Raw genomic sequence first — 26,407 nt, 5'->3', positions numbered from 1 at the left:
TAGCCTCTATCCTGTGATGCCAGCAGGTATGCCAAAAAGAATGACCACTTTTGAGGTGCCAAGGTTTTCTTTTGTATGCTGAGTCCACGTTTGTCCAATTAATTGGCGATTAGAGGCGTAGCGATCGTTGTTCAAGGACTAAAAATCGCCGATACGTCCCCAGACGAGACATTTGTCCAGGGGAATTTTTGTTTGGCGACGATCGACCTGTTCGACTGTTGTTGCTTCTACATCCCCATTAGGGTAGAGAATATGAACTACCTTACCACTGAGAAATGCTAGAGGATTCTCTTGACAATTGTCGATATTTTTGATAGGGAAGTTAAAGTTTTTCATGGTTGAGCGATGCAGGTCTAATCAGTCCAAAATAGGGCATTGGTTGACAAAAGCATTTGATTTGTAACGGTTTGACCTATGGTTACATCATCTTTTAGTCACCAAGGCTTCAGTGCGATCGTACCAAGGTATATCTGTGATAAAACTAGACACACCCCGTGATAGAAGTCACCAAAATAGGGGTGAGGGGGAACACCCCTCACAGGATTTTGGTTTAGTCCCGATCCTGACGGCTTTTGACCAGTTGTTTGGGAGATGTCTAATAAACTATTGTTAACCCGATCTTTAAACCTTAAAAACCTTGGCTAAACAACGACTAGACACTTTATTAGTCAACCTAAATTTGTGTACTTCCCGACAACAAGCTCAAGCTTTGATTCGCACAGGAAAAGTAGCAGTCAACCAGCAGGTAGTTGACAAACCGGGCACAGAGGTTGATATTTCAGCCCAAATTCAAATTAAAGAGCGATCGCGCTACGTTTCTAGAGGCGGCGACAAATTAGCTAAAGCATTAGAAGTTTTTGCGATTCCCGTTACAGATAGAATTTGTCTCGACGGCGGCATTTCCACAGGGGGTTTTACCGACTGTTTGCTGCAAGCGGGCGCAGCCAAAGTCTATGGGATAGATGTGGGTTACGGTCAAGCAGATTGGGGATTGCGGAACGATCCGAGGGTAATTTTGAAAGAACGCACCAATTTGCGCTACATGACGGCTACAGAGCTCTATGGCGACTCTCAGCGAGCAGATTTGGCAGTAGTAGATGTGTCGTTTATTTCCCTGGATAAAGTTTTACCAGCGCTGTGGGAGTTGTTAGCACCACCGCGAGAAGCCGTGTTGCTGGTAAAGCCACAGTTTGAAGTTGGGCGCGAGAGAGTAGGGAAAAAAGGCGTAGTGCGAGACTCCGCCACCCAAGCCGATGCGATTTTCCAAGTGTGGAAAGCAGCCACTGCTTTAGGATGGGAACAACGCGGCTTAACTTGGTCGCCTTTACTTGGCCCGGCTGGCAATATCGAGTATCTTTTATGGTTGGGGAGCGATCGTCAACAGCAGTCGGAGCAAAATGCTGTGGAAGATAGTGTGATGAAAGAAAGGATCGCAGAAGTGACACAGGGTGCAAAGGGGGAACTGATCGATAAATTTTAGATTTTAGATTTAGCAACCTTCGGATGTGGCACTCGTTGACCTCTGCCTCCTGCGATCCTTCGACTTTAGATGGGAGAAATAAAAAATTTGAGTTCACTGATAAATCGGTTTTTTAACCTTTCACTTAACTAATAATTTCATGCAGTCATTCAAACAAGTTGGTTCGCTTTTTTTGTACCTGTTAGGTGCTATCGGCTATATAGCTAGTGCAGCGATGATTGTGGGGATTTCAGTGCTGATCAAATTTGTCGCCCTGATGTTGGCAGATAAAATTTTATATACTATTTTTATTATCGGCGATTTGTTGAGAGGCATCGAAGTTATTGAATTATTAAATATCTTAGTGTTTGCTTTCATCGGCATGGGGTTTGGTTTGGCTACCCGACTTTTAAAACCTGAATATGGTCGCCAAGTTAGTGCTATTTTGTTGATTTTGATAGTTCCTTTTGTGTTCATGAGTACGCCGATAATTCGCTACAATTCTTGGCTAGATAAAGTTGAAGAGTCGGAGAAATTATCGCCGGATGAAGCTACGAAAATCACTAACTTATTTTTGAAAAAACAGATAGGAGTTCCCGGTTTCTTTGGTTATTATTTATATACAGGTCAGTTTCCAGTGATTCCTACGACTCAATCACAGATGAAAGACCTCGATAGCTTTGAAAAAAAAGTTAACTCCCGATTTGTGCAGTTAACAGGTGCTGCGCCCACTATTGTTTCTTGGTCGATGTTGATTTGTTTTTGGCTGATTAGAATATTTTATTTTTGTATAGCAGTAATTGCTACGATTGCCCACTTTAGGCAAGGTGTGGTCATTGCCCGAAGGTAAGAGGTTAATTTTTACTTACCAATTTTTAACTCTTGTTGTAGGCGATGGACAATTGTATTACGCTCGATGGTACCAAGAATTTCTTGAATTACCGTATCTTGTCCCAAGGGGCCCCAAGTGCAGCCTTTTTCTAAATAAACTTGGGCGGCGCGACCGACAGCATAGGTTCCGTAAGCTGCTAAACTAGCTTGAGTTACCGCAACTCCTGCAAAAGTAGAAAAGCCAATTTGGGGAGCAGCAATCGCCGCGCTTTTCCCGAATCCCAACAAAAAACTACTACCTAATTCTCCCAAAAGTACGCCACCGGCACTCGAAAAAATAGTTTGCCAAAGTTTCCCCGCTTCATAGCCAGTCATGGGTAAACCGTAAAGTCTGGATAAAGAGCGAATTAAGGCTAAATCAGCGACAGTTGCTCCCATGACATCGAGGAAAGCAATCGGATTTAAGCCCACAGCCAAAGCTTTATATTTCGCAAATTGCCAGATTAAATCCTCGGCTTCGGTATGTCGCAATTTGAGAATTTGATGGGCAATATTTGCCTCTGCATCTCTAGCTTCCATTAAAGCATTGAGAGCGAGGAGCGATCGACCTTCTCGGTTAAGAATCGTGAAAATAGTCTGTTTGAGCTCATCTATCTGCGGCGGCGGCGACTCCCACTCGTGGGTAATGCTCCCATCAGGCCATTCAATGCGCACCTGCATCGGTGCCGGTTCCGCCGCTACCATGACTATTTCTAAGGATTTAGGGTGATTATTTTTAGTAGATTTAGGCGAGGGATTGTTGGAGGATAAATTTTCACTATCAGCTTGATCTTTCACCCCATCGGCGGCTAAATCTTCGCTATTATTTCCGAGATTTTGCAAACTTTTATAAATAGTTTGCCTATCTAATTCTGGATAGAGGTCTATTTTATTAAAAACTAAAATTAGCGGTTTTTGAGCTGTTTGTAATTCGCACAGTGCTTGATATTCAGTGCGAGTGATATCACCAGCGACAACAAACAAAATTAAGTCAGCTTGGCGAGAGACTTGCTTCGCCATATCGCCCCGTACTTCTCCACCAACTTCATCAATTCCTGGAGTATCAATTAATTCTATTTGCACTTTTTCTGGGTCTTTTGTGCCAGAAATAGCCGGAATTGTCCAAGCCACGGAACGCGGCCACTGAGTCACACCGTTGAGAGGGCCTGTTTGCAGAATTTTTTTACCTAAAAGCGCGTTTAATACGGCTGACTTGCCACGGCTGACTAAACCAAAGGTAGCAATACGAATGATATTTTGGTTAAGTTTTTCTGAGGTAGAATTTAAGATATCTAACTGATTTTGTAGCGTAGCTGCCAATTCTGTATTTGAGTTGTTTTTGCTTGGGCGCAAGTTAGAGTACCGCGCCAGGGATTGGCGCAAACTGGCGCGGGCAAGGGATAAGCGATGGTCTTGAATCGATTTATCAGCCATTGGCGATCGGCTTTTTTAAGCAAGTATAATAGAGTATCTAACTAGAGATATTCCGATCCATTCTAGTACAAATTTTCATAATTTGCTAAACTTTAAATTTATTCTGCATCAGAATTACTCATTTGTCTCAGATATCTCTCTGTGTTCTCTGCGCCCTCTGTGGTTAAATAATCACAATACAACAGTCAACGATATAATCTCTATAAAAAATATATCAATTCCCATCTGCATCAGAATTATTCAATTGTCTCAGATATCTCTCTGTGTTCTCTGCGCCCTCTGTGGTTAAATAATCAGCATACAATAGTCAACGATATAACCTCTGTTGCACGTTCCACAAGGACAATTTTTTTGTGTGGAACAAGCCGCAAAGCCTGTTCCTAATAACAGTACAAAATATGACTAATACCAATTTCATCAAGTAGCGCTACATATCTACCCCCCCAACCCCCCCTTGGTAAGGGGGGGCTAAGAACTACATCTGTATCTGTAGTAGGACTTTATGAAAATGGTATAATATTGTACTTAATTGAGAGCTGAATTAACTGGTTCGGGCTGAGATGTTGGCGGTGCCAGACGACTCGCCATTTGGTTGATGAAAGATTGCAAGAACGAAACTTGCTGATTTTGTTGAAATACCGCTTGCAAAGTTTTAGTCAACTGGTCTATATTGAAACTACTATTTACAGCAGTTTCCAGTTCTCGACTTTGGAAATATTCCACTAAACTGAGTCCAGCTATGCGAGTAAAATAGGCTGCACTAATTCCTTGCACTGCGCCTCCAGCGACAAAAGTTACAGCATTGCTTTTGAGCAATCCAGCAATAGTTTGAGTAGACAATTCAACTAATCCCAATTTCAACATTTGGGTAGCCAAAGTTGCCGCTACTGTCTTAGCTTGGTCTAGGGAAAACTTTTGCTGATAAATAGTGCCGAGATCGATTACAAGTTGGGTACTGATGGCAGTGGTTGCTAACAAGTCTAAGGCTGCAACGGGATTAGCAAAAACGGCGGCGGCTGCGATATATTGATATTGCTCGATGATGGGCATTGCCCGATCGCGCCTGACTGCATTTAATAAAGTTTTTGCTTCCTGTTTAACACTTCCAGCGCCCCGCACTGTATGAGCCCACACCAATTGTTGTCTTTCTGCGGTTAAGATTTCCGTCAGTTTTGCCGTCAAAGGCTGAATTTGAGTTCCCGGATTTTCCATCCGTTCGCTGATTGTACCATCAGCTTGATGCTGCCGCACTTTCAGGGAATTAGGGTTCGCTGCGATCGCAATTATATCTTCTTTCGGCAGTAGGCCGTCCATTTTTTCCTGCAAAGAATGCAAAATTTGGGACTGCTGTGCTGGCAAATATTGGTCTTGTTTGTTCCAAACTAGCAAGAAACGTTGACCTGCGAAAACTAGCTGAGATAATACTTGAAATTCCGAATCGGTAATGTCGCCTGCTGTCACAAACAGCACCAAATCATCGCTGATTTTAGCATCGGCATTGGTGCTAGTAAATAGCGGGGTTGTTTCCTGGAAAGTTAGCTTTTGGGGCTGTTGGGATGTCCAGTCAGAATTTAAAACTTGAATTAAGGTACTTTTGCCTACTGCTTTGCCGCCAGTGACACTAATTCTCAAATCTGGTCTATCTAATTCGGCTGTGAGTCGATCGAGCTGTGCTTTAAGCATAGCTGGAGATTCGGATATTTGAGCTTCAGAAGCCAGCAAATTAATCGAGCTTTCTGCCGCCCCGATCGCCTTTAAGGCTGCTTCCCTGTTGGCCAGGGCTTCGGGGAGTGGAAATTCTAGTGTAGGCGATTGTCGCTGCCACCACCAATATCCGGCGCTAGCGGCCACCAAGCCGATGAGTGCCGTTTCGCCCATTTCTGAAACCGAGTGCTGTAGACTTTCTAACAGCCAGAGTGCTGCTGAGAGTCCGATTCCGCCAATTAAAACCGGTCGCCGCAAGTTAAGTGTCATTTTTCCCTTCCTGTGGGTATTCCCGCCAAGCTTAACTTTACCGGGCTTGGCATTCCCCCTAGATTCCATCGTACCTCAAGACATTTTGAAATACCCGACGCGATCGCCGAGTTAAGTTTTTGATTAAAAAAAATCGAGCAACCATAGCAATTAAACAAGTCTGGCTGCTCAGCAGGGACTTAACCACTGCTTAATTTGGGAAAATTCGGTTACTGATTTTCTAGTCTCCCAGGCAAATTTCCAAACCACGGGCTGTTTTCACCAGAGTACCATCGAGCTCTACTGCTCTGTATTTGGCGATCGCATCTTCCAAGGGAACGCTAACAACTTCCCTTTTTTGCCAAGATACCATGCAATCGTATTTTTCTTCAGCAATTAAATCAACTGCTGCTACTCCAAAAGCCGAAGCAATTAATCTTTCTAGCGGTGAAGGCGTTCCTCCTCGTTGAATGTGTCCCAAAACAGTAACGCGAGTTTCTGCGCCACTACAGTCAGAAATTTGATCGGCTAAATACTGACCGATACCACCCAACCGACTTTGACCTAATCGATTTGTTTGCATCACTAATTCCCCTGCTTCAGTGCGAACTGCCTCAGCTACTACAATTAAACAGTAGTTTTTTCCCTGTGATTGACGTTCTTGAATTTTGGCACAAATTTTGGAAATTGTGTAAGGAATTTCGGGAATCAAAATGATATCAGCGCCCCCAGCAATGCCCGCACTAATCGCAATATGTCCCGCATCGCGTCCCATGACTTCAATAATCATGACGCGACTGTGACTTGCTGCGGTAAAATGCAAGCGGTCTAGTGCTTCAGTGGCAATATTAACAGCAGTATCAAACCCGATGGAACGCTCGGTAATGCCGACATCATTATCAATAGTTTTAGGAATAGCAACTAAGTTCAACTTGCCTTGTTGAGCAATCTTCCTGAGAATAGCTAGACTACCATCGCCACCAATGCCAATTAGGGCATCTAAACCGAGTAGATGATAGCCTTCGATAATATCATCAGAGCGATCGCGCAAAGTCCCATCGGACATGGGATATGCAAAAGGATTACCCTCATTAGTCGTCCCTAGCATCGTACCGCCAATAGTCCGCCAATCGTCTACTTTTTCAATATCCAAAGGAATGGCTTGAGGGGGACGACTCATTAAGCCATTAGTGGCCTGACGAATTCCCATCACCTTCCAATTGTAAGTTGCTGTTGCGCGGTACACAACGGCTCGAATCACTGCATTTAAACCTGCACAGTCACCCCCACTGGTAAGGATGCCGATGCACTTTTGTTGTCCCATAGTTGATAATTTAGAAGGGAGAAGGAAGTTAGCCGAAGGACTACTTTGACCAGATGTTCGAGCTAGACATCAATTTTACTTGGGATTGAGACGCTTAGAAACTTGGTTAATGATACCACTCAGAATAGCGCCTCCCATGAGAATTCCTAGGGCGGGATTAAATACAGGCTGCCAGAGACTGTACCACAGATCGAAACCGAGATTCACACCGGTCGATCTACCTAATACTGCGATCGCAAACCAAGCAAAGCTAGCAAAGACGAAAAATACGTCAGCCACTAAAACTATGTTCAGCCAGTTCATAAATTTCTCTTTCATTATATTAGTGTTCCTTGTGAGTATATGTCTGTTAACTTTTGAAAACCGATTTGGCTTTTCTCAGGAGTGATAGCTGCAACTGACGAACGAATCAAGATAAAATATCATTAATTGTTGTCGCACAAAGGCTGTCAAAATATGGTTCGCTATACACTTCCTCAAAGCCCCGAAACTATTTTAACTGTTAAAGGGAAAGATTCAGCCAAAGCCCGCGAAGAAGCTATGGATCAGCTTATGCAGCTCATCGACTCTGACAAGCTACCTACAGAGCTCCAAGAAGGATTTGGCCCAAAACAGTTTGTGGAAGTTAAAGATATGGAAGATGCGACATCTGAAACCGAGGATGCGATTACCGAAGCAATACAGATTTTGAGCAATTTGGCAAGTCTCAAATTGAAAGTCATGGAATCCCGCGAAGAAGCCCTGAAAATCCGGGCGGCGATCGACATTTTGTTTACAGATGAGGCTGTAAGTGCTGAGGAAATCACCAATCTCAAAGACGGTTTCAAGGTGCTCAAAAACTTCGCCCAAGCTAATGTCCGCTATCGAGAAGCTAGGAGTAAAGCAGAGTCAGCCCGCGCAATTTTAGACGAAGCTTTGCAATCTCCTGAATCTGAAAACAAAGCCTCAAAATCTGCCAAATAAGGATTTTAGTTAATCCTCTGGTGCGTCGCCACTATTCAATCTGCAAATTGCATCTAAAATCTCATAGCGACGCACCCTACACAATGATTGAAATTTGTCTAATCAGGATGCCTGATTCCGGGAACTATCAACTTAAAAAAGGCACATTTACTACTTCTCCGACAATTTCTCCTACCTGGACTTTCAATCCTGCACCACCAGCTTTGGTGCGGATATAAGCCAGACCAAAAAAGCCAGATTGTGTTTCTGTAACACTGGTAATTTTGCCTACTTTTTCCTCTTCAATAGTGACTACGGTTCCCGGTTCAACAGCACCGCTGAGTTGGATGCCCCAAAGTTGTTGTTTGACTCCTTTGTAGGTGTTCAATCTAGCAATTGTTTCTTGACCGATGTAGCAGCCTTTGTCATAGGTAATGGTGTGTAACAGTCTTGCTTCTAGGGGATTGTAGTCATCTGTAAGCTCAAAATCTGCGGCGGGGCGGCCTTGTTCGATTCGCAGTTGTTCCCAGACTCGATCGCCCATGGGTACGGCCCCTGCTTGCACTAATTCATGCCACAATTTAGCTGCATCCGTGGCTGCGGCAATTAAGGTGTATCCGGGAGATGCTAACCCACTACCCATAGCAACTCGAACTTCTATCCCAGCTAATTTTATCAATTTGTGACTGGCATTAGGTAAGTTTTCTAGTTCGCTAACTCCCAGTTTTTCTAGTAATTTGCTGCTTTCAGGACCCATCGCACTGAAAGCCACGGTGGTATCAGTCAAATCTGCTAATTTTACCCGATCCATGGGGAAAATATAGCGATCGAGTAATTCTAGCAATTGTCGGCGACGGTTGGGAGAAACTAAGATCAACAAAGCATCTTCTGTAGCATAAGCTGTGGCGAGGTCAATCGTCCGGGCGGTGGAAGTCACAAACACAGTGTCGCAGCCTTGACCGGGTTGGAGTTTATTGATATTATTGGTACTTTGATTGTGCAAAAACCGTAGGCGATCGCTATCGGAAATTTGTAGGCGTCCCCAGTGAGTGCGATCGCACAGCGCTACACTTTCTTTGGTGGCGGTGATGGCGGCGGCATCATTAGCAAAACTAACGGGGACTGTTTCTGTGGTTGTTAATTCGCCAAAGATAGCACCGAAAGATGTTTGGATATCGTGCAATTCTTGAATCAGCATAAGAGGTGGTTGACGGTTGACGGTTACTAAAACTAATGACTAACAACTACGGACTAATTAGCTAAATTAGCGAAGATTTCCTGTATTAATTGGCTGGCCTTGGCATCAAGACGATTCCAATCTACATCGCCAGTATCCTCCTCAATCAAAAAAGTGTCAATTTCAACTTCCTGACTTTGGATCTCGGAGTGGGCTGGTTGGTAGTCAACAAAACAGACTCGATAACAAAGTTCCCAAATATCGATCGACCTTTGCTCCCCTTGACGCTCTAAAATCAGTTTATAGCCAGGAAAAGGAGTTTGTACTTCTTGATAAGTCCCTGTCCAAACAGAATCTTCTAGTTGTTTGCGGATATTGTCGAGGACTCGAATCAAGGCGGGCTGCATTAGCAGTTCAGCTTGCTGCCATGCGATCGGGGTAGTTATTTTCGGCTTCATATATCAGGATTCTAAAAAAGAAAATCAATAATTTAATTTTCTAACATCGAGTGCCAACTTTGCTGAAAATCGGTAAAATGGGCACATCCCCGATTTATCAGAAAAGTGGGGATGGCATCAACAAGACGTGCCATAATCAGCCATGTTATTTGGTATGCGATCGCCTGGATCTATGGATGCGTTAATCGGCAAAAGCTTACAGGGTGGAAAATACACCCTCGAACAAGAATTGGGAAGAGGCGGCTTTGGGATTACCTTCAGAGCAACTCACCGCTATTTAGGACAATTTGTAGTCATCAAAACCCTCAACGAATCTCTGCGACAGCAACCCAATTTTGCCGAGTTCGATCGCAAATTTCAAGACGAAGCCAGACGTTTAGCTTCCTGCGTTCATCCCAATATAGTCCGAGTCAGCGATTTCTTTGTCGAAGACGATCGCCCTTACATGGTAATGGACTACATTCCAGGGCAGAACTTGGGGGATGTCGTGCAGCCAAATAGACCGCTTCCAGAAGCAGTCGCCATTATATACATACAGCAGATTGGCGCGGCTTTGAAGGCAGTTCATCAAAAGAATTTGCTGCACCGAGATATCAAACCACAAAACATTATTCTGCGCCAAAACACCCAGGAAGTTGTGTTAATTGATTTTGGCATAGCCCGCGAGTTTACTCCCGGTGTCACCCAAAGTCATACCAATATGGTGTCCGATGGCTACGCACCGCCAGAACAGTATTTCGCCCAAGGAAAATACACCCCCGCAACAGATGTTTACGCTCTAGCCGCGACGCTTTATACTTTGCTGACAGCACAGGTGCCGATGCCGGCAGTTTTTCGCCCCAGTCAGCCGATGGCTACACCCCGCGATTTACAGCCTCAGCTAAGTGCGGCCATCAGTCAAGCGGTGATGCGAGGGATGACTTTAGAGGCTGAAAATCGCCCTGGTACTGTGGATGAGTGGCTGTCGCTGCTACGGAATTCCCCGGTGTCCGTTACCGGGCCGACGCTGGCAGTGATGCCGGGACACGGGCCTCAGATGCCTGCGGGAGCGAGAACAGCGCCTGCTGTCGTGCCTTCTGGGGCTGGGGAAAGCAAAATTTGGTGGATTTTGGGGTTGGTGGCGATCGCCCTTATTTTCGCAGGATTTGTGGGTATAGCGAGGATTTTGCTTGATCGCCAGTCCGATCGACCCGCACCCATAGCCCAGGAAAATCGGACTTCTCCCCCCGCAGAAACAAGTACGCCTGATCGCCCTTCGCCAATTCCCACACCCGAAGCAACTCCGAAACCTCGGCGAAAAACTCCAACTCCCCAACCAGTGGCAATTCCCACACCCAAAGAAACTCCGCCGCCAGCGGTAGAAACTCCAGCGCCAGCGATAGAAACTCCAACGCCAAAACCTTCTCCTGTGGCGGAGTCACCCAAACCTTCTCCTGTAGCGGAGTCACCCAAACCAACGGAAAAACCTGTTGAAAACCAAGGGGCCGAGGGAGCGATCGCCACACCAACACCCGCCCAAGAACAACCAGCAACCAGTTATCAAAAAATCCCCAGAGTGCCTGGTTTTGCCGTGGGCACGCCGGAAAGTCAGATTTTAGAGCAACTGGGAAAACCAACAGACACTCAACGTAAAGGCTATTGGCCCAATACTCGTACAGCACTTTACGATTTGGTCCCCAATCGGATTACTCTCGGCTACATTTACGATCGCGATTCCGGCCAGCTAGTCCAAACAGAGGGTTCTTTTGCTCAATCTGTGGACGATTTGGTAGTGAAAACCGCGTTAAACGGGATGTTGGGGGGGGCCGATGAGAAAGTCATGGAAGGCTTCCGAGACGTGCATCAGCGCCGGAAAAGTCGGTTTACTTTTAGGAAGGGTGCGCTTAAAGGTGCGATCGAACGTAATGAGCGCGATCGAATTTACATCGGCGTCTGGGACGAAAACTTGCATTAATAGGAATTACGCACGGGTGGTCAGAAACCGGGTTTTTGCCAGAATATGCGCCACAACTCCCAGAAACCCATAAAAACCCGGTTTCTTAGGTTTTATGCGATCGGACTGACGCACTGGTAATCAGAAACCGGGTTTTTGCCAGAATATGCGTCACAACTCCCAGAAACCCATAAAAACCCGGTTTCTAAAATCCCCAATCGAAAATCCAAAATCCAAAATCCAAAATCGAGTTGACGTAATACAAAAACTTGGTCTATAATAGAAAAGCTAACACGAGGGGCTGTAATGGTTTCGACAGGGTGGCGAAAGCTGCTCCGTGATGCAGGTCGAGAGTGAGTCTCCTCTCGTAAATATCGGCTCAAACAAAATAGTAAATGCGAACAACATCGTTCCTTTCGCTCGCAAAGCCGTAGCTGTAGCCTAAAAACTTCTTGAGCTTGGTTTAGAGTGTATGCCACCTAACTCCGTTAACGGTAGCATAACAACCCCCAACGGATGCCCTAGCTAAACGTTTCTAGTCGCGTCGCTGGGAAAGCAATCACTAGAAAATCCTCCCATTTAGGATAAAGATGGTTCCCGCCCCGAGGATCAGAGGGGATAAACCTGTGAACGATCGGAAGGTAAATACCCGCTTTGGACGGCAGTTCGATTCTGCCCAGTTCCATAAAAAAAGTAGCGTAAAATCAATGGTTTAAACCATTTGAAAGTTACTTTAAAGCATCAAAAAAGGGCAGAGAGTTAACTCTCTGCCCTTTTGTTTGGCGTATATGTTGCTCTAAGCATAGGTAGTCAGAAAACGGGTTTTTGCCACAAAACTTCGTTACACCACGCAGAAACGCATAAAAACCCGGTTTCTTTGGTCTTTCCCCAGAAACACTCAACACTCAACCATAAGTTACCAACCCATTAGCTAAGCTGGGGGATCAAATAACTAGAATTTCACCCCCTCCATCCGTTCTTGTAGCCTGTCGGGCGATATACTGATATGCGGTAAAGCATTAAAAATCTTTACAAATACCTACTCTCCCAGCGTACTCCTACTAAGGGTGGGTGCAAAAATATATGCGATCGCTCATTCATCTGGAAACATGAACCCAGGAATTGACTTACAAGGAAGTTTTGTAGAAGCCCTCATGAATTTGGGCTTACCTGCGGACATCGCCCAAGTGCTTTGGCTACCACTGCCAATGGTACTGATGGTTGTCGGTGCCGTCTTCGGGGTACTCACTAGCGTCTGGCTAGAACGGAAAATTTCGGCGGCGGCTCAACAGCGGATTGGCCCGGAATTTATCGGCCCTTTGGGAGTCCTAGCACCCGTTGCTGACGGTCTAAAATTGGTATTCAAAGAAGACATCGTACCCGCAAAAGCTGACCCCCTGCTGTTTACCCTGGGCCCGGTAATTGTAGTGATCCCAGTTTTTCTCTCCTACTTAATCGTGCCCTTCGGAGAGCATATGCTGATCGCCGATATGGGGACAGCAATATTTCTGTGGATTGCCCTCTCTAGCATTCAGCCGATCGGCTTGCTGATGTCCGGCTATGCTTCTAACAACAAATACGCCCTCCTCGGAGGACTCAGAGCCGCTGCTCAATCCCTTAGCTACGAAATACCCCTAGCTTTGGCAGTATTGGCAGTGGTGATGATGTCCAATAGCCTGAGTACGATCGACATCGTACATCAACAAGCAGGCTACGGCATCGTCGGCTGGAATATCTGGCGACAACCTGCGGGATTCCTGATTTTCTGGGTAGCAGCACTCGCAGAATGCGAACGTTTACCCTTTGACCTTCCAGAAGCAGAAGAAGAATTGGTAGCAGGATATCAGACTGAGTATACAGGCATGAAATTTGCTTTATACTACATCGCTTCCTACGTTAACCTCGTCCTTTCTTGCCTGCTAGTAGCCGTTTTGTACCTCGGTGGCTGGGAGTGTCCGATTCCCGTCGGAGTGCTGACCAATGCCCTAGGAGTCAGCGAAAATACTCCTTGGTTGCAGGTAATTACCGGCTTGCTGGGCATTACGATGACCATGATCAAAGCCTACTTTTTCCTGTTTCTGGCAGTTCTGCTCCGCTGGACTCTGCCACGAGTTCGGATTGACCAATTGCTCAATTTGGGATGGAAGTTTTTGCTTCCCGTTGCTCTAGTTAATTTACTATTGACCGCAGCTTTGAAACTTGCCTTTCCCTTTGCTTTTGGCGGTTAATTCGTAATAGGTAAACAGCTAATAGCTAAGGTCAATTAGCTGTTAACTATCCTTACCTATTATCAATTAGCAATTACCAAAAACTTAAGTACAGAGAGAGAAAACGATGCTAAAATTCCTCAATCAAGTAGGCGAATACGCCAAAGAAACTTTTCAAGCTGCTAAGTATATCGGTCAAGGGTTATCGGTTACTTTTGACCACATGAGGCGTCGGCCGGTTACGGTGCAGTATCCTTACGAAAAACTGATTCCTTCCGAACGTTTTCGGGGCAGAATTCACTTTGAATTTGACAAGTGCATCGCCTGCGAAGTCTGCGTTCGGGTATGTCCGATCAACTTACCTGTAGTGGATTGGGAATTTAACAAAGAAACTAAGAAGAAACAACTCAAGCACTACAGTATCGATTTTGGGGTGTGTATCTTCTGCGGCAATTGTGTGGAATATTGTCCGACTAATTGTTTGTCGATGACAGAAGAGTACGAGTTAGCAGCCTACGAACGTCATGAGTTGAATTATGACAACGTGGCCTTGGGACGTCTACCCTACAAGGTTTCAGACGATCCGATGGTGACACCGTTGCGGGAATTTGCTTATTTGCCCAAAGGTGCAATGGACCCCCATGAAGTTTCCAGCAGCGATCGGCGTGCAGGTCTTCGTCCAGAGGAAATTATCGAAAAATAAGTAATGGGAATGGGGCATAGGGAATGGCCAATGGCGAATGGGGAATGGCGAATCGCTGACAAATGACTCGCGGGGAACCAAAAATTACCAATTACCAATTACCAATTACCAATTACCAATGCCCAATGCCCAATGCCCAATACCTAATGCCCAATTAACAAAGGATTAAAGATTGTGAATCTAGCTGAAGGGGTTCAAATTGTTTCATTTGGCATACTGTCCGTAATGATGATTGGAGGAGCATTAGGAGTAGTGCTATTCTCCAACATCGTTTACTCAGCTTTTTTGCTGTGTGGGGTATTTACCAGTATTGCTGGTTTGTACCTGTTGCTAAATGCCGACTTTGTAGCAGCAGCCCAAGTATTGATTTACGTTGGTGCTGTTAACGTCTTGATTTTGTTTGCGATTATGTTGGTGAACAAGCGGGAAGATTTTCGGAATATTCCTAATGCTTGGGTGCGTCAACTAGCAACAGCAGTAGTTTGCGTAGGTTTGTTTGCGCTGTTGAGCACAATGGTGCTGTCTACTCCTTGGGCGATTGTCGCCACGACGGGCGCACCAGCCGAAAGTTCGATCGTGACGATCGCCAAACACTTCTTTACAGACTATTTGCTACCTTTCGAGTTAGCATCAGTGTTTTTGTTAATGGCAATGGTAGGAGCAATTGTGTTAGCCCGCCGCGATTTCTTCGTCGATGAATTGCCCTCTAACAAACTATCTGAAACACCAGCTTTTAGTTTGCCAGAAAGACCTCGTGAATTAGTAGCAGCCGGAGATACTTCTTTACCAGAATCTAAGAAATCTAAGAAGTAGTAACTCGTTCCCAGGCTCTGCCTGGTAACGCAAGTAGTAACTCGTTCCCAGGCTCTGCCTGGGAACGCAGATCCAGAGGCTCTGCCTCAAATAACTCGTTCCCAGGCTCTGCCTGGTAACGCAGATCCAGAGGCTCTGCCTCAAATTTTCATGAAACTAAGAAGGAAGGTTGAAGAAGCGAGGCAGAGCAAGAAAGAAATCGGTTCCCAGGCAGAGCCTAGGAACCAGTTAGAAGCGAGGCAGAGCAAGAAAGAAATTGGTTCCCAGGCAGAGCCTAGGAACCAGTTAGAAGCGAGGCAGAGCAAGAAAGAAATTGGTTCCCAGGCAGAGCCTAGGAACCAGTTAATTTCCTTCTTCCTTATTCCTTCTTTCTTCTTTCTTCTTCCTTCTTCCTTCTTCCTTATTCCTTCTTCCTTATTCCTTCTTCCTTCTTCCTTCTTCCTTCTTCCTTCTTCTTTAAATTTATGCAACTGCAACTCCAGTATTTCCTGTTATTAGCCGCCGCACTTTTCTGCATTGGTATTTACGGTTTGATTACTAGCCGAAATGCAGTGCGGGTGTTGATGTCGATCGAGCTAATGCTAAATGCCGTCAATCTGAATTTGATGGGTTTCTCTAATTATCTAGACCCAGTGCACATTAAAGGTCAAGTATTTACCGTATTTGTAGTCACGGTAGCTGCTGCGGAAGCTGCGGTAGGTTTAGCAATTGTGTTAGCGATTTATCGCAACCGTAATACCGTAGACATGGAAGCATTTAATTTGCTGAAGTGGTAATTAGTCAGTAGTCATCAGTCATTAGTCATTAGTTATTGGTTGAATCATAACTGACTACTGCCAATAGCCAACAGCCAACTAACGAATGACTAATAACGAATGACTAATGACTAATGACTTCGAGTAATTTCGAGAGTAATTCTGCCACCAAAATCAGGGATAGGGGCTGCTGGTTTTGAGAGTTGTAACTTGACTTTATCCACTAACGGTAGTTGTAAAAGCGCTTGGGCGATGGTATCTGCTAGACGTTCGATCAACAAAAACTTAGATTCTTTGACTAGGTTTTGGATCAGAGTAATCGCACTGCGGTAATCGAGAGTATGTTCAATATCATCACTTTTTCCAGCTTGCGATAAATCCAGCCAGAGAGTAACATCCACTTCAAACCACTGCCCCAAAACCTGTTCTTCGGGCAGATAGCCAGTATATCCGTAACAGCGAATGCCTGTAAGTTGAATAGAATCCATTGTGCAATAAACTAAAAGTGCGTTGCCTATACAAATTTGTATTAAAGCAGATAAAGTTATCTTTCTCTTCCCTCTCTTTCCTTTGCTACTCTTCCTCTTCCCTCTGCGCCCTCTGCGCCCTCTGTGGTTAAATAAATCTTATTCTATCTTAAATTTCAAAAAAGTTATCTTTCTCTTCCCTCTCTTTCTTTGCCGCCTCTTCCTGTTCCCTCTGCGTCCTCTGCGCCCTCTGTGGTTAAATAAATCTTATTCTATCTTAAATTTCAAAAAGTTCCTCCTTTCTCCAACTTGTCCAGAAAATCCTCAGCAACTTCACACCATTTCTGCCTAATTTCTGCATCTTCTGGCTTATCTGTCAAGCTACGACCTTTTAATTCGGGATATTTATTGTAATATAATTCATCAACTTTTTGATAGAATATATCTTTATCAATTTTGAGATTTTTACGTCGTTGGCCAATTTTTTCTTGACGAATTATTTCTGCTGGCTCTAAGGATGTATCCGGTGGTTGGTGGCGGGAAGAAAATTTCGGTAAATCAGGCAACTTAGGAAAGGTGAAACCAGACTTAACTACACTAAAAGCGAGCATTCCTGGTAATAAAACCACACTTAAACTCGCTAAGGTTTTCCAAGGAATTAATTTGAAAATGTTGATATTAACAACTTGAGGATTTTGCACAACAGGAGTATGATTGCTGGTAGGGGTTTGAGTGCTGTTTTTGAAAGGGCGGCCGACAAAGTTCATTGTCACCATTTGGGAGATGATGCTGCTAGTTTGAGATAATTTTGGATCTTTGAGTGCTTCGCGGACTTCTTTTGCAGACTGATAGCGATCGCCCGCATTGTCTGCTAACATCCGATCCAATACAGTACCGAGATTTTGACTGACACTGACGTGCGATCGCCAATCCCAAGTTTTTTGATTAACATCGTACAATTTCTGAGGCTTTTTCCCTGTCAGCAAGACTAAAGCAGTGACAGCCAAAGCATACAAATCGCTAGCCGGAGACACTTTACCCTGTCGCATCTGTTCCATGGGCGAATAACCCTGTTTGCCGATCGCCGTATCCGATTGTCCTTTAAACTGGAATACAGCAGTAGCTGCGATTTGTTTGACAGAACCGAAATCAATTAAAAATGGTAATTTGTCAACATCATGTTGAATAATATTGTCCGGGGAAATATCGCGGTGAATTAAATTTTTCGAGTGGATGTATTCTAGAATTGGCAAAATCTGAAATAGCAGTTGAGTAACTTCAGCTTCGTTAAAATTTTTACCTTGTTGCTGACGCGCTATCAGTATTGCTTCGTAGGTTTGACCAGGGATATAATCTTGGACTAAAAATAAACATTGATTCCCGGCGATATCGGTTCGCAGAAGTTCTCGAAAGCGCGGAATTTGGGGGTGTTGGAGGTTGTAAAGGATACTCGATTCGCGATCGAATAATTCCGCCGCTTTGGGGCTGTGAATCACCGGAGAAAACTCTTTGAGTACGCAAGGTTCGTGGTAGCGGTTGATATCTTCGGCGAGGTAAGTACGCCCGAAGCCACCGCGGCCTAATTCGCGGATAATTCGGTAGCGTTTTTCGAGAGTTGAACCTGGGGTGAGGAGGGAGGAGTTAGACATAGACAACTGAAATTTGTTCGAGTTGGGGAGCTCAGTATAGCTTAATTGTAGCCAAATGTGCGGACCAAGGCGAGAAGCAAGGGCGATCGCTTTTTTTGATTAAGGAAAATAAACACTTTGCTTAAGATTTATAGCAGTAGCCAAAGCGCCTTAACAGCTTTGGCGGTTGCTATGTGTCATTCCGAGTCGTGAGTTTGGCCAAGGAACAGAAGTATCTCAGAGCCTCACCAAACCATTAAAATGCGTAAGTCCTGTTGGTTAATCAATTCTAAAGTAACGTCAGAATTTCTACCCCAGAATCAGTCACCGCCAAAGTGTGTTCAAATTGAGCCGAAAGCTTTCCATCTTGAGTCACAGCAGTCCAACCATCGGCGAGAATTTCAACTTCCCAAGTACCCTCATTAATCATAGGTTCAATGGTAAAAACCATCCCTTGTCTCAACTTTTTTCCAGTCCCCCGTTTCCCATAGTGCAGAATTTCCGGTTCCGTATGAAACACTCGATGGACACCGTGCCCGGCAAAATTTCGGACTACTGAAAAGCCCTGTGCTTCTGCATACTCTTGAATCGCTGCGCCGATGTCGCCAGTACGAGCACCGGGTTTAACTTCCGCAATTCCTCTTCTCAAACATTCCTCGGTTACTTCCACTAATCTTTTCGCAACGGGCGAAGGTTTCCCAACAAAAAAAGTTTTGGAAGTATCGCCATGATAACCATCAACTAAAGGCGTTACATCAATATTAATAATGTCCCCTTCTCTCAAAATTTGTTTGGCATTTGGGATGCCATGACATACTACTTGATTTACACTAGCGCAGAGAGACTTAGGAAATCCTTTATAACCTAACGGAGCACTTTTTGCGCCATGTGCCAAAGTCCAACGTTCGGCTTCGTCATTAATTGCTAAAGTGCTGACACCGGGCTTAACCATTGGTTCGAGATGTAGTAGAAGCTGTGCTGCTAAGCGGCCTGCTTGGCGCATTTTTTCTATTTCTCTACTAGATAACAACACTAAACGTTCCGTGGCCATAGTTATTTTTTTTGTGGTTTTTGTAGTTGAGTAAAAGTTAATTTAACTCAAAGGGGACTTTTCCGAAAGCTTCCATCCAGGGTGTTCTCATCAACAATGGTGGACATGGACACCCTCGGATTTGTTTTTGTACTTCGGTTGTGGTCAGAAACCTTAAATATTCTACCGGAGCATCGGGGTAATCTGCACAATTTTTTTGCCAATCATCCTCATCCTGTATTTTGCCCATAATTGGCAAAGGTGCTACTACTTCTATTTTATGGTGGCGCTTGTGCAATTATTTAGCAATATTAGAGAATAGAGAGATGAATAATTTCGAGGGTAACAAATCATTAACTATCCTTCCCAGAACGAGGACGCATGAAACTCAACTGATTAATTGCCCAGCGGGCTGTTTCCTGAACTTCGGGATCGGGATCGTCAGTAGCATAATGCAATAAGTAAGTAATTTGATTCACCAATTCATAGATACGTGTCAAATCACGAATTGCATTTTTACGTACTTCTGGGTTTTGATTTTGTAAGGATATTGACCAAGCATTATTCATCGGCTTGAGAGTGCGAACGCCTATTTCCGAGAGAGTTGCCAAGACTAAGCTGTACTGGTTAGAGTCAGAATTTGCTAGCAGATCTACCAGTGGCTTAATAGCTCTGGAATCTCCATGTTGCCCCAGTTCCCAGATTGCCTTACGCCGTCGCTCTGGATTGAGGTGCTGCAAATCTTCAATCAATAATTCAATAATATCAACTTGACTTCTCTCATCATTTTCTGTAAGGAAAATATTTTTGGTAAGAGGGGCTAGGGAATCGGCAAGATTGCTCTTTGGGGAAAGATTCAAATCTGTGTCACTGTATAAGCCGTTGCTGTTAGTCTCTACATATAAGGCCTCGGAATTGATTCGATCGCCTTCACTTCCTTTTTCCTCCGTTTCTCTACTGTCTGGATTGTAGCCTTTCGAGAAATCAGAACCATCGGGCAATACTGGTGTGGTTTTTTTGATTCCCAAATAAATGCCTCGTGGTCTAGTTTCGTTGAGCTTTGTGGGAGATTCGGGAGTTTTGAATTGAGTATTTCTTGGTTGGTGGCGCTCGAATCTACCCCGTTTTCGCCTAGAATTACTTGACTCGTCACTACCCACTAATTTGAGCATGATAAATACTGCCGCTGCCGTGATGACAATGGCAGCCACACCCAAGATTAACAACCCTCGCTGGCGAGACAAAATGACCATTAAATTCGAGATTGATTTGGGGAGTTTGGAATTAGATTTTTGGGTTTTAGAGGGTTGAGATTTGCTTCTATCGGTTCCTGGAGATGGTTTTGGAGTCTTGGAGTCGGGGCGAGTGTCCGAGGGGGAGTTCGCCTGAGCAATTTCTGGAGAAGCATCGCGGTAGGACACATTGACGGCGTTTTTACGTCCGTCCCCATCGGGACTGAAGGCTGCCCCCAGACAGGCAATACAGGTAAATAAAAGTAAAGTGAATCGGTAGTACGCCATAAGACTCAACCGGGTTTTTTAGAGGCAATGCCACATGACAGGCTTTAGCTGCAACCTTGAGCTAGCTCGATCCTAGCTGCTATGGGCTCAACTAATTCAGAAATAGCCCCAGATTATGAAAAAATAATGGTTTGAGATTGCCTCAAGGAAGGCACAAGGCTTTCGGCAGCAGACAGAAGGAAAGAAAAATTGGGAATGCAAGACTTTTGCTGTTTTTTCGATCGCACTTTAAAAGTCTGTCTTTAGTTGACACAATTGCCTCCTTGCCGGTTAAGTCATTGAATTAATTATCGTAAACAGGTACTGGGACTCTCGTGGGTAAAGCAGCACAATCTCGAAAATTTATTGCGACTGAGCCACTAGGAAAAACCGGAGAAACGGCAGAAAAAAAGGTTTGGGATGCCGTTTGCGAGGCTTTTGCCGATCGCGATTGCATTGCCTATTGGCGATATCCTATTTTTTCTTCCTGTGGAAATTTTCGCAAAGAACCTGATATTCTAATTGCTGATTTTGAACTGGGTTTAACTATCATTGAGGTCAAAGCGATCGCGATCGACCAAATTGTCGCCATATCTGGTCATAGATGGGATTTCCAACATTTTTATACTACTGGGGGCAACCCCTATCAGCAAGCAGAGCATCAACTATACGCCCTGCTTGGTTACTGCGATCGCGAAACAGCTTTGCGGGGCAAAGTCAGCGGGCGGGCGATCGTTGCCTTACCGTCAATTTCTCAGCAACAGTGGCATAATAAAGAGTTTAACAAGCTTCCGAGCAATCCGCCGATCCTTTTTCACGATCACCTCCAGGGAAATTCAGGACAAACAATAATTGGTGGAATCGAAAAACCAGGAACAGCCCAAAATTTTGTCATTTCCTCACCCGGCAATCCTCAATTATCTATTCCCCATACTCCCCATCTAATTGAATTTATTAAAAATACAGCTTGTGTTTTTAAAGGAAGCCAATTAAACCGGGAACAGTGGCAGTTACTGCTAGCTGTAATTGGGGGAACTCCTATTTTTAAACCACGACCAAGACGATTTTTTTTCAATCAGCAGCAACCAGCACCACCAACAAATTTAATTTCTTCCCCTCTGCCAAATTATACAACCCGTGCAGCAGTTTTAGCTAATTTACAGCAACAGTTTTCCCAACTAGATTTGCAACAAGAACGCATCGGCAAACAGATTCCTCCAGGGCCGCAGCGAATTCGGGGAATTGCAGGTTCTGGCAAAACAGTTGTGCTCTGCCAAAAAGCAGCTCTGATGCACTTAAAATACCCCGATTGGGATATTGCCTTGGTCTTTTTTTCTCGCAGTTTGTACGAGCAGATTGTCGCACAGTTAGATAAGTGGCTCCGCCGTTTTAGCAATGGTGAAATTGGCTATGATGCTAATAATAATCAAAAATTGCGTCCGCTCCATGCTTGGGGTGGACAAGACAGGCCCGGACTTTACAGTACAATTTGTCGCGCTGCGGGAGTGGGACGTTTGACTGTTGGTGACATAGATTTTCAGGAACCAAGTCAAGCTTTAGCCTATGTCTGTCGCCACTTGCTAAAATCTGCTAATATACCCCAAATTTTTGATGCTATTCTAATTGACGAATCTCAAGACTTAATGGTTGCCGCAAATTTTAATATAGAAGGAAAACAGCCCTTTTTTTGGATGGCTTATCAAGCTCTACGCCTAGTAAATATTCCCCCAACCTACCCCGATCGAGAAGGGGGTGCTAATCAGCTAAAAACATTCGAGAATTTCTCCCCCCCTTTACAAGGGGGGGTTGGGGGGGGTCGAGATTTGCGCCGTTTAATTTGGGCTTACGATGAAGCACAAAGTTTGGAATGTCTAGAGATTCCCACCGCTAGCAAATTATTTGGTGAAGAGTTAGGGCATTTGGTAAATGGCGAGTACAGCGACGGTATCAAAAAGACTGAGATTATGCAAAAATGTTACCGCGTTCCCGGCCCAATTTTAACTGCTGCTCACGGAATTGGTATGGGTTTGTTGCGACGGGGGGGAATGCTGACTGGTATTACTCGCGTGGAAGATTGGAAGGCGATCGGCTACGAGGTAGTTGTCGATCGAGAATCGGAAATAAATACACCAAAAGTCAAAAATAATCAGTATCAATTTACTAAAAAATTTACTATTTACCGCCCTGCTCATAACTCTCCGAATTTAGTGCCTAAATTGTGGTTAAATCCGGTTTTAGAGTTTGAAGCATACCGCTCTCGTCAAGAAGAATTAACGGCTCTAGCTGAAGATATTTTATACAATCTCAAAGTGGACGGTTTGAGGCCATCCAGGGAAATCTTAGTGATTATTTTAGGTGCGGGCTTTGAAGCTATGGAACTCGAAACTTATACTGCTAATTTTTTAATGAAGCAAGGAATTGATATTTACATTCCCAGTACCCCAAGTTGCAATCTATTGAAAGTAAATAAAGCCAACTCTCAGCCCGATCGCTTTTGGTGCGAAGGCGGAGTCACGGTATCTCGAATTCACCGTGCTAAGGGAAATGAAGCTGATATGGTTTATCTGGTTGGTTTTGACTCCATTGCTAAAAATGAAAGTAATTTGAGTTTGCGAAACCAATTATTTGTAGCCTTAACTCGGTCAAAAGGTTGGCTCAAATTGAGCGGGACTGGTGCATACCCCATGTATGATGAAATGTGGCGAGTCATGCAGAGTGGCGATAGTTTTACTTTTATTTGGAAACAGCACCATCAGAGAAATATTAGTGTTACAGATGCGGGAGATTTGGTGGCTAGATATGCAGCGGGAGGGAGAAATTTTCAGGGCGTAAATTTATCGGGATCGGATTTAGTTGGTGTAAATTTGCAACGAGCTAATTTGGTTAATGCTAAGTTGATTGGTGCAGATTTGCAAAATGCTAATTTAGATGGTACAAGGTTGATTATTGCTGATTTGAATGGTGCTAATTTGAGCGGTGCTAGTTTGAAAAAAGCCAAGTTAGTGGGGGCTTTTTTAAATAATGTTAAGTTAAATCAAGCTAATTTAAGCCGTGCGGATTTAAGCGAGGCTCAGTTGACAAATGCAGATTTAAGATGTGCTATTCTGACTAAGGCTAATTTGAGTGGTGCAGATTTGCAAGGTGCTAATCTGGAAGGTGTGGACTTGACTGATGTTCGTTTGAGTGGGACAATCATGCCGGATGGAAGCGTTTGGGCGATCGATTAATATTTACATTCCTGGACGCAAAAAACCCGGTTTCTTTCAAAAATCGTCGCTTTATCCGAGAGATATTGACGCAGAAACCGGGTTTTTGACCCCCCGTGCCTCCAGAACTGATTTATTTACTGATATAGCAGTCCTTGCAGGAGTCGTAAAGTTTTTTACCCCACCCCAACCCTCCCCTTATTAAGGGGAGGGAGTAAGAAATTCACAAATGATTTAGGATTGCTATATGGTGTAATTTTGGTATAAAATTAACCTAAATTTTTAGTGTGAGAGTAGAGGCATTTGTGAGCCAACAAGATATTGTAAATTTAGCCAAAGAAGGCGATGCTAAGGCGATCGCATTTTTGATCTCTCAAGCACTCCAAAGCTTTGGAGTCACCGCTAAAGCCAGTCGCGAAAACAACACCTTGCATCTGTTGCTCGAAGGTGAAAAATTACCCGCCCAAGATGCTTGCATCCGAGTAGCAGTCAAAGGCTTGCAGAGACTGCAACCAAATCATATTTACTCCCTGACAATTTACGGGCGACAAAATGGTGAGGAATTGCCAGCTTGGACTCAGAATGTCGAATTAACCAAACCATTGAATTCCCCACCAGCAGTTACAGGGGCTGCCCGAATTACTGCGGTTTTACAAAAGGTTGAACCAAATCAAAATGTCAAAATTGCTGCTCCTCAAATCACCGAGCAAACAGCACCAAAACCACCTGTAGTTACCACTGAAAAACCAAAAAATCCTCAAATCACCGAACTAGCTGCACCAAAACCACCTGTAGTTACCACTGAAAAACCAAAGAATCCTCAAATCACCGAACTAGCTGCACCAAAACCACCTGTAATTACAACAGAAAAACCAAAGAATCCACCGCAAGAACAACAGCTTGTCAGCAGCAAAACTAAGCATCAAAAACCTTGGCTTTACATGGCTGGTTTGAGTCTAATTTTAGTGCCGATATCTGGGATTGTTCTAGCTACTCAACTTTACAAATCGCCAAGCACCGCTGCTACTGAGACTGAAATACCCCAGGCGGAGGTACCGGAAGTGCGATCGATAGACTCCCCATCACCAAATCCCCAAGCCATCCCCACTCCAAAAACACCGCCCGTAGCAGCCCTAAAAACCGTCACAGCACCCGCAACTGTCAGCATCAAAGCAGTGGGGGATATTATCCCCGGTACGAATTTTCCCTACAACAAGTTACCTCAAAAAAAGGAGGTTTTATTTGAGTCGGTTAAACCGCAGTTGAAAGGAGCTGATATTCTATTTGGCAATTTTGAAAGCACGATGACCGATCATCCTTACAGCTCGAAAGGAGGCGGCGGAGGTATGCTGTTTGCCTTTCGGACACCTCCGAGTTATGCAAAAATCTTGAAAGATGCTGGTTTTAATATTTTGAATATTGCCAACAATCATTCCTACGATTTTAACGAGCAGGGATTTAAGGATACGATTAAAAACATTGACAGCAATGGGATGAAAGCCGTTGGTAAAAGAGACCAAATTGTCTATAAAAATGTCAAAGGTGTGAATTTTGCTTTTATCGGTTTTAGCAACTACGGCGAAGTTCACAATTCGTTATTGGAACTAAAGGCTGGGGCGGAAATTGTCAAAAAAGCTAAGCAAAAGGCTGATATTGTGGTGATATCTGTTCATGCTGGTGCGGAAGGAACGGGGGCTTTGAATGTGCGAAATAAAAATGAATTTTTTGCTGGTGAAAACCGGGGAAATATGGTTTTGTTTTCGCGAACAATGATTGATGCGGGTGCGGATTTGATTTTGGGACACGGGCCCCATGTTGCGAGGGCGATGGAACTGTATAAGGGGAAATTGATTGCTTATTCGCTGGGCAATTTTATGGGCTATCGTACTTTGTCAACTGTGGGAGAATTGGGTAAATCTCTGATTTTGGATGTGAAGATGAATCCGCAAGGTGATTTTGTATCTGGTAAGATTATTCCGATCGCACTTAATGGCCAGGGTATTCCGTCTTTGGATGATGATTTTAGGAGTGTGAAGTTGATTCGGCGTCTGACAAAAAGCGATTTTCCTAATGCTGGTTTGAGTATTGGCGATGAGGGACAAATTGTGAAGCAGAGTAAATAGTTGATGGTGGAATTTGCCCATACATGATTAGGGCTTATACCAATTTTTTGTGAGGCTGCATAGAATTTGATCCCCCCTTGGGGGGGCAGGGGGGGGGACAAGAGCGCTTTCAAAGTCCCCCTTTCCGCATCCCCCCTTGGGGGGGCAGGGGGGGGACAAGAGCGCTTTCAAAGTCCCCCTTTCCGCATCCCCCCTTGGGGGGGCAGGGGGGGGGACAAGAGCGCTTTCAAAGTCCCCCTTTCCGCATCCCCCCTTGGGGGGGGCAGGGGGGGGGTTGGGATGCGAGGGGGATCGGAATATTAGCTTGACAGACGGGAATCCCCACACCATACCGCTTCGGTTGGTGTGGGATGAAAGGCGCGTGAGACGAGGATTCCACTTGTTCACAATCTCAAAGCGTAGCTTTGAGCAGTGGGCAGGTGGATG

General features: G+C 44.5%; 22 protein-coding genes and 1 other RNA gene. 11 read left to right on the top strand and 12 right to left on the bottom strand.

Annotated elements, in window-relative coordinates:
• Positions 1 to 138: 138 nt before the first annotated feature.
• Positions 139 to 336, bottom strand: a complete 198-nt coding sequence (locus tag ACBR23_RS23755) for a hypothetical protein (protein ID WP_371117553.1) — start codon at positions 334 to 336, stop codon at positions 139 to 141.
• Between the two features lie 301 nt (positions 337 to 637).
• On the opposite strand from ACBR23_RS23755, the gene ACBR23_RS23750 reads away from it, so the two are divergent.
• Together ACBR23_RS23750 and ACBR23_RS23745 are read left to right on the top strand one after the other, a co-directional pair.
• Positions 638 to 1,480 (top strand): TlyA family RNA methyltransferase, encoded by an 843-nt coding sequence (locus ACBR23_RS23750; RefSeq protein ID WP_371117552.1) that lies wholly within the window; start codon positions 638 to 640, stop codon positions 1,478 to 1,480.
• Between the two features lie 139 nt (positions 1,481 to 1,619).
• The gene (locus ACBR23_RS23745) at positions 1,620 to 2,309 is read left to right on the top strand and encodes a hypothetical protein (RefSeq protein ID WP_371120563.1); all 690 of its coding nucleotides are present in this window, start codon (positions 1,620 to 1,622) and stop codon (positions 2,307 to 2,309) included.
• Between the two features lie 11 nt (positions 2,310 to 2,320).
• Here the strand turns inward: ACBR23_RS23745 and ACBR23_RS23740 are convergent, their stop codons facing one another.
• From ACBR23_RS23740 to ACBR23_RS23725, 4 genes are all read right to left on the bottom strand, one after another.
• Positions 2,321 to 3,763 (bottom strand): DUF697 domain-containing protein, encoded by a 1,443-nt coding sequence (locus ACBR23_RS23740; RefSeq protein WP_371120564.1) that lies wholly within the window; start codon positions 3,761 to 3,763, stop codon positions 2,321 to 2,323.
• Between the two features lie 525 nt (positions 3,764 to 4,288).
• A complete protein-coding gene (locus tag ACBR23_RS23735; RefSeq protein WP_371120565.1) occupies positions 4,289 to 5,737 on the bottom strand; it encodes a YcjF family protein in 1,449 nt (482 codons plus the stop codon).
• Positions 5,738 to 5,957: 220 nt separating this feature from the next.
• A complete protein-coding gene (locus ACBR23_RS23730) occupies positions 5,958 to 7,040 on the bottom strand; it encodes an ATP-dependent 6-phosphofructokinase (RefSeq protein ID WP_371120566.1) in 1,083 nt (360 codons plus the stop codon).
• Positions 7,041 to 7,115: 75 nt separating this feature from the next.
• A complete protein-coding gene (locus ACBR23_RS23725) occupies positions 7,116 to 7,358 on the bottom strand; it encodes a hypothetical protein (RefSeq protein ID WP_340521440.1) in 243 nt (80 codons plus the stop codon).
• Between the two features lie 138 nt (positions 7,359 to 7,496).
• Here ACBR23_RS23725 and ACBR23_RS23720 point away from each other — a divergent pair, with 138 nt between their 5' ends.
• On the top strand, positions 7,497 to 8,003 hold the full coding sequence (locus ACBR23_RS23720) for a hypothetical protein (RefSeq protein ID WP_371120567.1): 507 nt from the start codon (positions 7,497 to 7,499) through the stop codon (positions 8,001 to 8,003).
• 127 nt (positions 8,004 to 8,130) lie between these two features.
• Here ACBR23_RS23720 and ACBR23_RS23715 read toward each other — a convergent pair whose 3' ends face one another.
• Entirely contained in the window at positions 8,131 to 9,177 is a 1,047-nt protein-coding gene (locus ACBR23_RS23715; RefSeq protein WP_371120576.1) for a folate-binding protein YgfZ, read from the bottom strand.
• Between the two features lie 56 nt (positions 9,178 to 9,233).
• A complete protein-coding gene (locus tag ACBR23_RS23710) occupies positions 9,234 to 9,617 on the bottom strand; it encodes a hypothetical protein (protein WP_340521445.1) in 384 nt (127 codons plus the stop codon).
• Between the two features lie 142 nt (positions 9,618 to 9,759).
• On the opposite strand from ACBR23_RS23710, the gene ACBR23_RS23705 reads away from it, so the two are divergent.
• The 5 genes from ACBR23_RS23705 to ACBR23_RS23685 all read left to right on the top strand — a co-directional run bounded on the left by ACBR23_RS23705 (position 9,760) and on the right by ACBR23_RS23685 (position 15,273).
• Positions 9,760 to 11,571, top strand: coding sequence for a serine/threonine protein kinase (locus ACBR23_RS23705; protein ID WP_371120568.1), 1,812 nt, complete (start codon positions 9,760 to 9,762; stop codon positions 11,569 to 11,571).
• A 276-nt stretch (positions 11,572 to 11,847) separates the two neighbouring features.
• Positions 11,848 to 12,238, top strand: a transfer-messenger RNA (tmRNA) gene (gene ssrA, locus ACBR23_RS23700).
• A gap of 421 nt (positions 12,239 to 12,659) precedes the next feature.
• A complete protein-coding gene (gene nuoH, locus ACBR23_RS23695) occupies positions 12,660 to 13,778 on the top strand; it encodes an NADH-quinone oxidoreductase subunit NuoH (RefSeq protein WP_371117554.1) in 1,119 nt (372 codons plus the stop codon).
• A 106-nt stretch (positions 13,779 to 13,884) separates the two neighbouring features.
• The gene (ndhI, locus tag ACBR23_RS23690; RefSeq protein ID WP_341734128.1) at positions 13,885 to 14,460 is read left to right on the top strand and encodes an NAD(P)H-quinone oxidoreductase subunit I; all 576 of its coding nucleotides are present in this window, start codon (positions 13,885 to 13,887) and stop codon (positions 14,458 to 14,460) included.
• Positions 14,461 to 14,634: 174 nt separating this feature from the next.
• Positions 14,635 to 15,273 carry an NADH-quinone oxidoreductase subunit J gene (locus ACBR23_RS23685; RefSeq protein ID WP_371120569.1) on the top strand — a complete coding sequence of 213 codons (639 nt, stop codon included), beginning with the start codon at positions 14,635 to 14,637 and terminating at the stop codon, positions 15,271 to 15,273.
• A gap of 140 nt (positions 15,274 to 15,413) precedes the next feature.
• Here ACBR23_RS23685 and ACBR23_RS23680 read toward each other — a convergent pair whose 3' ends face one another.
• Positions 15,414 to 15,749, bottom strand: coding sequence for a hypothetical protein (locus ACBR23_RS23680; protein ID WP_371120570.1), 336 nt, complete (start codon positions 15,747 to 15,749; stop codon positions 15,414 to 15,416).
• Here ACBR23_RS23680 and nuoK point away from each other — a divergent pair.
• Complete coding sequence (nuoK, locus tag ACBR23_RS23675; protein ID WP_341734163.1) at positions 15,744 to 16,049, top strand: NADH-quinone oxidoreductase subunit NuoK; 306 nt, start codon at positions 15,744 to 15,746, stop codon at positions 16,047 to 16,049. The genes ACBR23_RS23680 and nuoK overlap by 6 nt on opposite strands.
• A 110-nt stretch (positions 16,050 to 16,159) precedes the next feature.
• Here nuoK and folB read toward each other — a convergent pair whose 3' ends face one another.
• The 4 genes from folB to ACBR23_RS23655 all read right to left on the bottom strand — a co-directional run bounded on the left by folB (position 16,160) and on the right by ACBR23_RS23655 (position 20,673).
• On the bottom strand, positions 16,160 to 16,516 hold the full coding sequence (folB, locus tag ACBR23_RS23670) for a dihydroneopterin aldolase (protein WP_340521455.1): 357 nt from the start codon (positions 16,514 to 16,516) through the stop codon (positions 16,160 to 16,162).
• A 263-nt stretch (positions 16,517 to 16,779) separates the two neighbouring features.
• Positions 16,780 to 18,144, bottom strand: coding sequence for a protein kinase (locus ACBR23_RS23665; protein WP_371120571.1), 1,365 nt, complete (start codon positions 18,142 to 18,144; stop codon positions 16,780 to 16,782).
• A 268-nt stretch (positions 18,145 to 18,412) separates the two neighbouring features.
• On the bottom strand, positions 18,413 to 19,174 hold the full coding sequence (gene map, locus ACBR23_RS23660) for a type I methionyl aminopeptidase (protein ID WP_371120572.1): 762 nt from the start codon (positions 19,172 to 19,174) through the stop codon (positions 18,413 to 18,415).
• Positions 19,175 to 19,506: 332 nt separating this feature from the next.
• Positions 19,507 to 20,673 (bottom strand): HEAT repeat domain-containing protein, encoded by a 1,167-nt coding sequence (locus ACBR23_RS23655; RefSeq protein ID WP_371120573.1) that lies wholly within the window; start codon positions 20,671 to 20,673, stop codon positions 19,507 to 19,509.
• Positions 20,674 to 20,987: 314 nt separating this feature from the next.
• Between ACBR23_RS23655 and ACBR23_RS23650 the strand changes: the two genes are divergently transcribed.
• Both ACBR23_RS23650 and ACBR23_RS23645 read left to right on the top strand, forming a co-directional pair.
• Positions 20,988 to 23,879 carry a pentapeptide repeat-containing protein gene (locus ACBR23_RS23650; protein WP_371120574.1) on the top strand — a complete coding sequence of 964 codons (2,892 nt, stop codon included), beginning with the start codon at positions 20,988 to 20,990 and terminating at the stop codon, positions 23,877 to 23,879.
• Between the two features lie 284 nt (positions 23,880 to 24,163).
• Positions 24,164 to 25,981, top strand: coding sequence for a CapA family protein (locus tag ACBR23_RS23645; RefSeq protein WP_371120575.1), 1,818 nt, complete (start codon positions 24,164 to 24,166; stop codon positions 25,979 to 25,981).
• The last annotated feature ends 426 nt before the right edge of the window (positions 25,982 to 26,407 follow it).

The sequence above is a fragment of the Microcoleus sp. genome, from assembly GCF_041354475.1.
Classification (GTDB): Bacteria; Cyanobacteriota; Cyanobacteriia; order Cyanobacteriales; family Microcoleaceae; genus Microcoleus.
The sequence above is the reverse complement of the archived record's forward strand: the minus strand, read 5'-3'. Positions and strand labels throughout refer to the sequence as shown.

What these genes read in the sequence shown, in the direction of transcription:
- ACBR23_RS23725 (WP_340521440.1), bottom strand. Translation starts at nt 7,358, where the DNA reads ATGAAAGAGAAATTTATGAACTGGCTGAACATAGTTTTAGTGGCTGAC.
- map (WP_371120572.1), bottom strand. Translation starts at nt 19,174, where the DNA reads ATGGCCACGGAACGTTTAGTGTTGTTATCTAGTAGAGAAATAGAAAAA.
- ACBR23_RS23755 (WP_371117553.1), bottom strand. Translation starts at nt 336, where the DNA reads ATGAAAAACTTTAACTTCCCTATCAAAAATATCGACAATTGTCAAGAG.
- ndhI (WP_341734128.1), top strand. Translation starts at nt 13,885, where the DNA reads ATGCTAAAATTCCTCAATCAAGTAGGCGAATACGCCAAAGAAACTTTT.
- folB (WP_340521455.1), bottom strand. Translation starts at nt 16,516, where the DNA reads ATGGATTCTATTCAACTTACAGGCATTCGCTGTTACGGATATACTGGC.
- ACBR23_RS23740 (WP_371120564.1), bottom strand. Translation starts at nt 3,763, where the DNA reads ATGGCTGATAAATCGATTCAAGACCATCGCTTATCCCTTGCCCGCGCC.
- ACBR23_RS23710 (WP_340521445.1), bottom strand. Translation starts at nt 9,617, where the DNA reads ATGAAGCCGAAAATAACTACCCCGATCGCATGGCAGCAAGCTGAACTG.
- ACBR23_RS23730 (WP_371120566.1), bottom strand. Translation starts at nt 7,040, where the DNA reads ATGGGACAACAAAAGTGCATCGGCATCCTTACCAGTGGGGGTGACTGT.
- ACBR23_RS23705 (WP_371120568.1), top strand. Translation starts at nt 9,760, where the DNA reads ATGTTATTTGGTATGCGATCGCCTGGATCTATGGATGCGTTAATCGGC.
- ACBR23_RS23720 (WP_371120567.1), top strand. Translation starts at nt 7,497, where the DNA reads ATGGTTCGCTATACACTTCCTCAAAGCCCCGAAACTATTTTAACTGTT.
- nuoH (WP_371117554.1), top strand. Translation starts at nt 12,660, where the DNA reads ATGAACCCAGGAATTGACTTACAAGGAAGTTTTGTAGAAGCCCTCATG.
- ACBR23_RS23665 (WP_371120571.1), bottom strand. Translation starts at nt 18,144, where the DNA reads ATGTCTAACTCCTCCCTCCTCACCCCAGGTTCAACTCTCGAAAAACGC.
- ACBR23_RS23745 (WP_371120563.1), top strand. Translation starts at nt 1,620, where the DNA reads ATGCAGTCATTCAAACAAGTTGGTTCGCTTTTTTTGTACCTGTTAGGT.
- ACBR23_RS23735 (WP_371120565.1), bottom strand. Translation starts at nt 5,737, where the DNA reads ATGACACTTAACTTGCGGCGACCGGTTTTAATTGGCGGAATCGGACTC.
- ACBR23_RS23655 (WP_371120573.1), bottom strand. Translation starts at nt 20,673, where the DNA reads ATGGCGTACTACCGATTCACTTTACTTTTATTTACCTGTATTGCCTGT.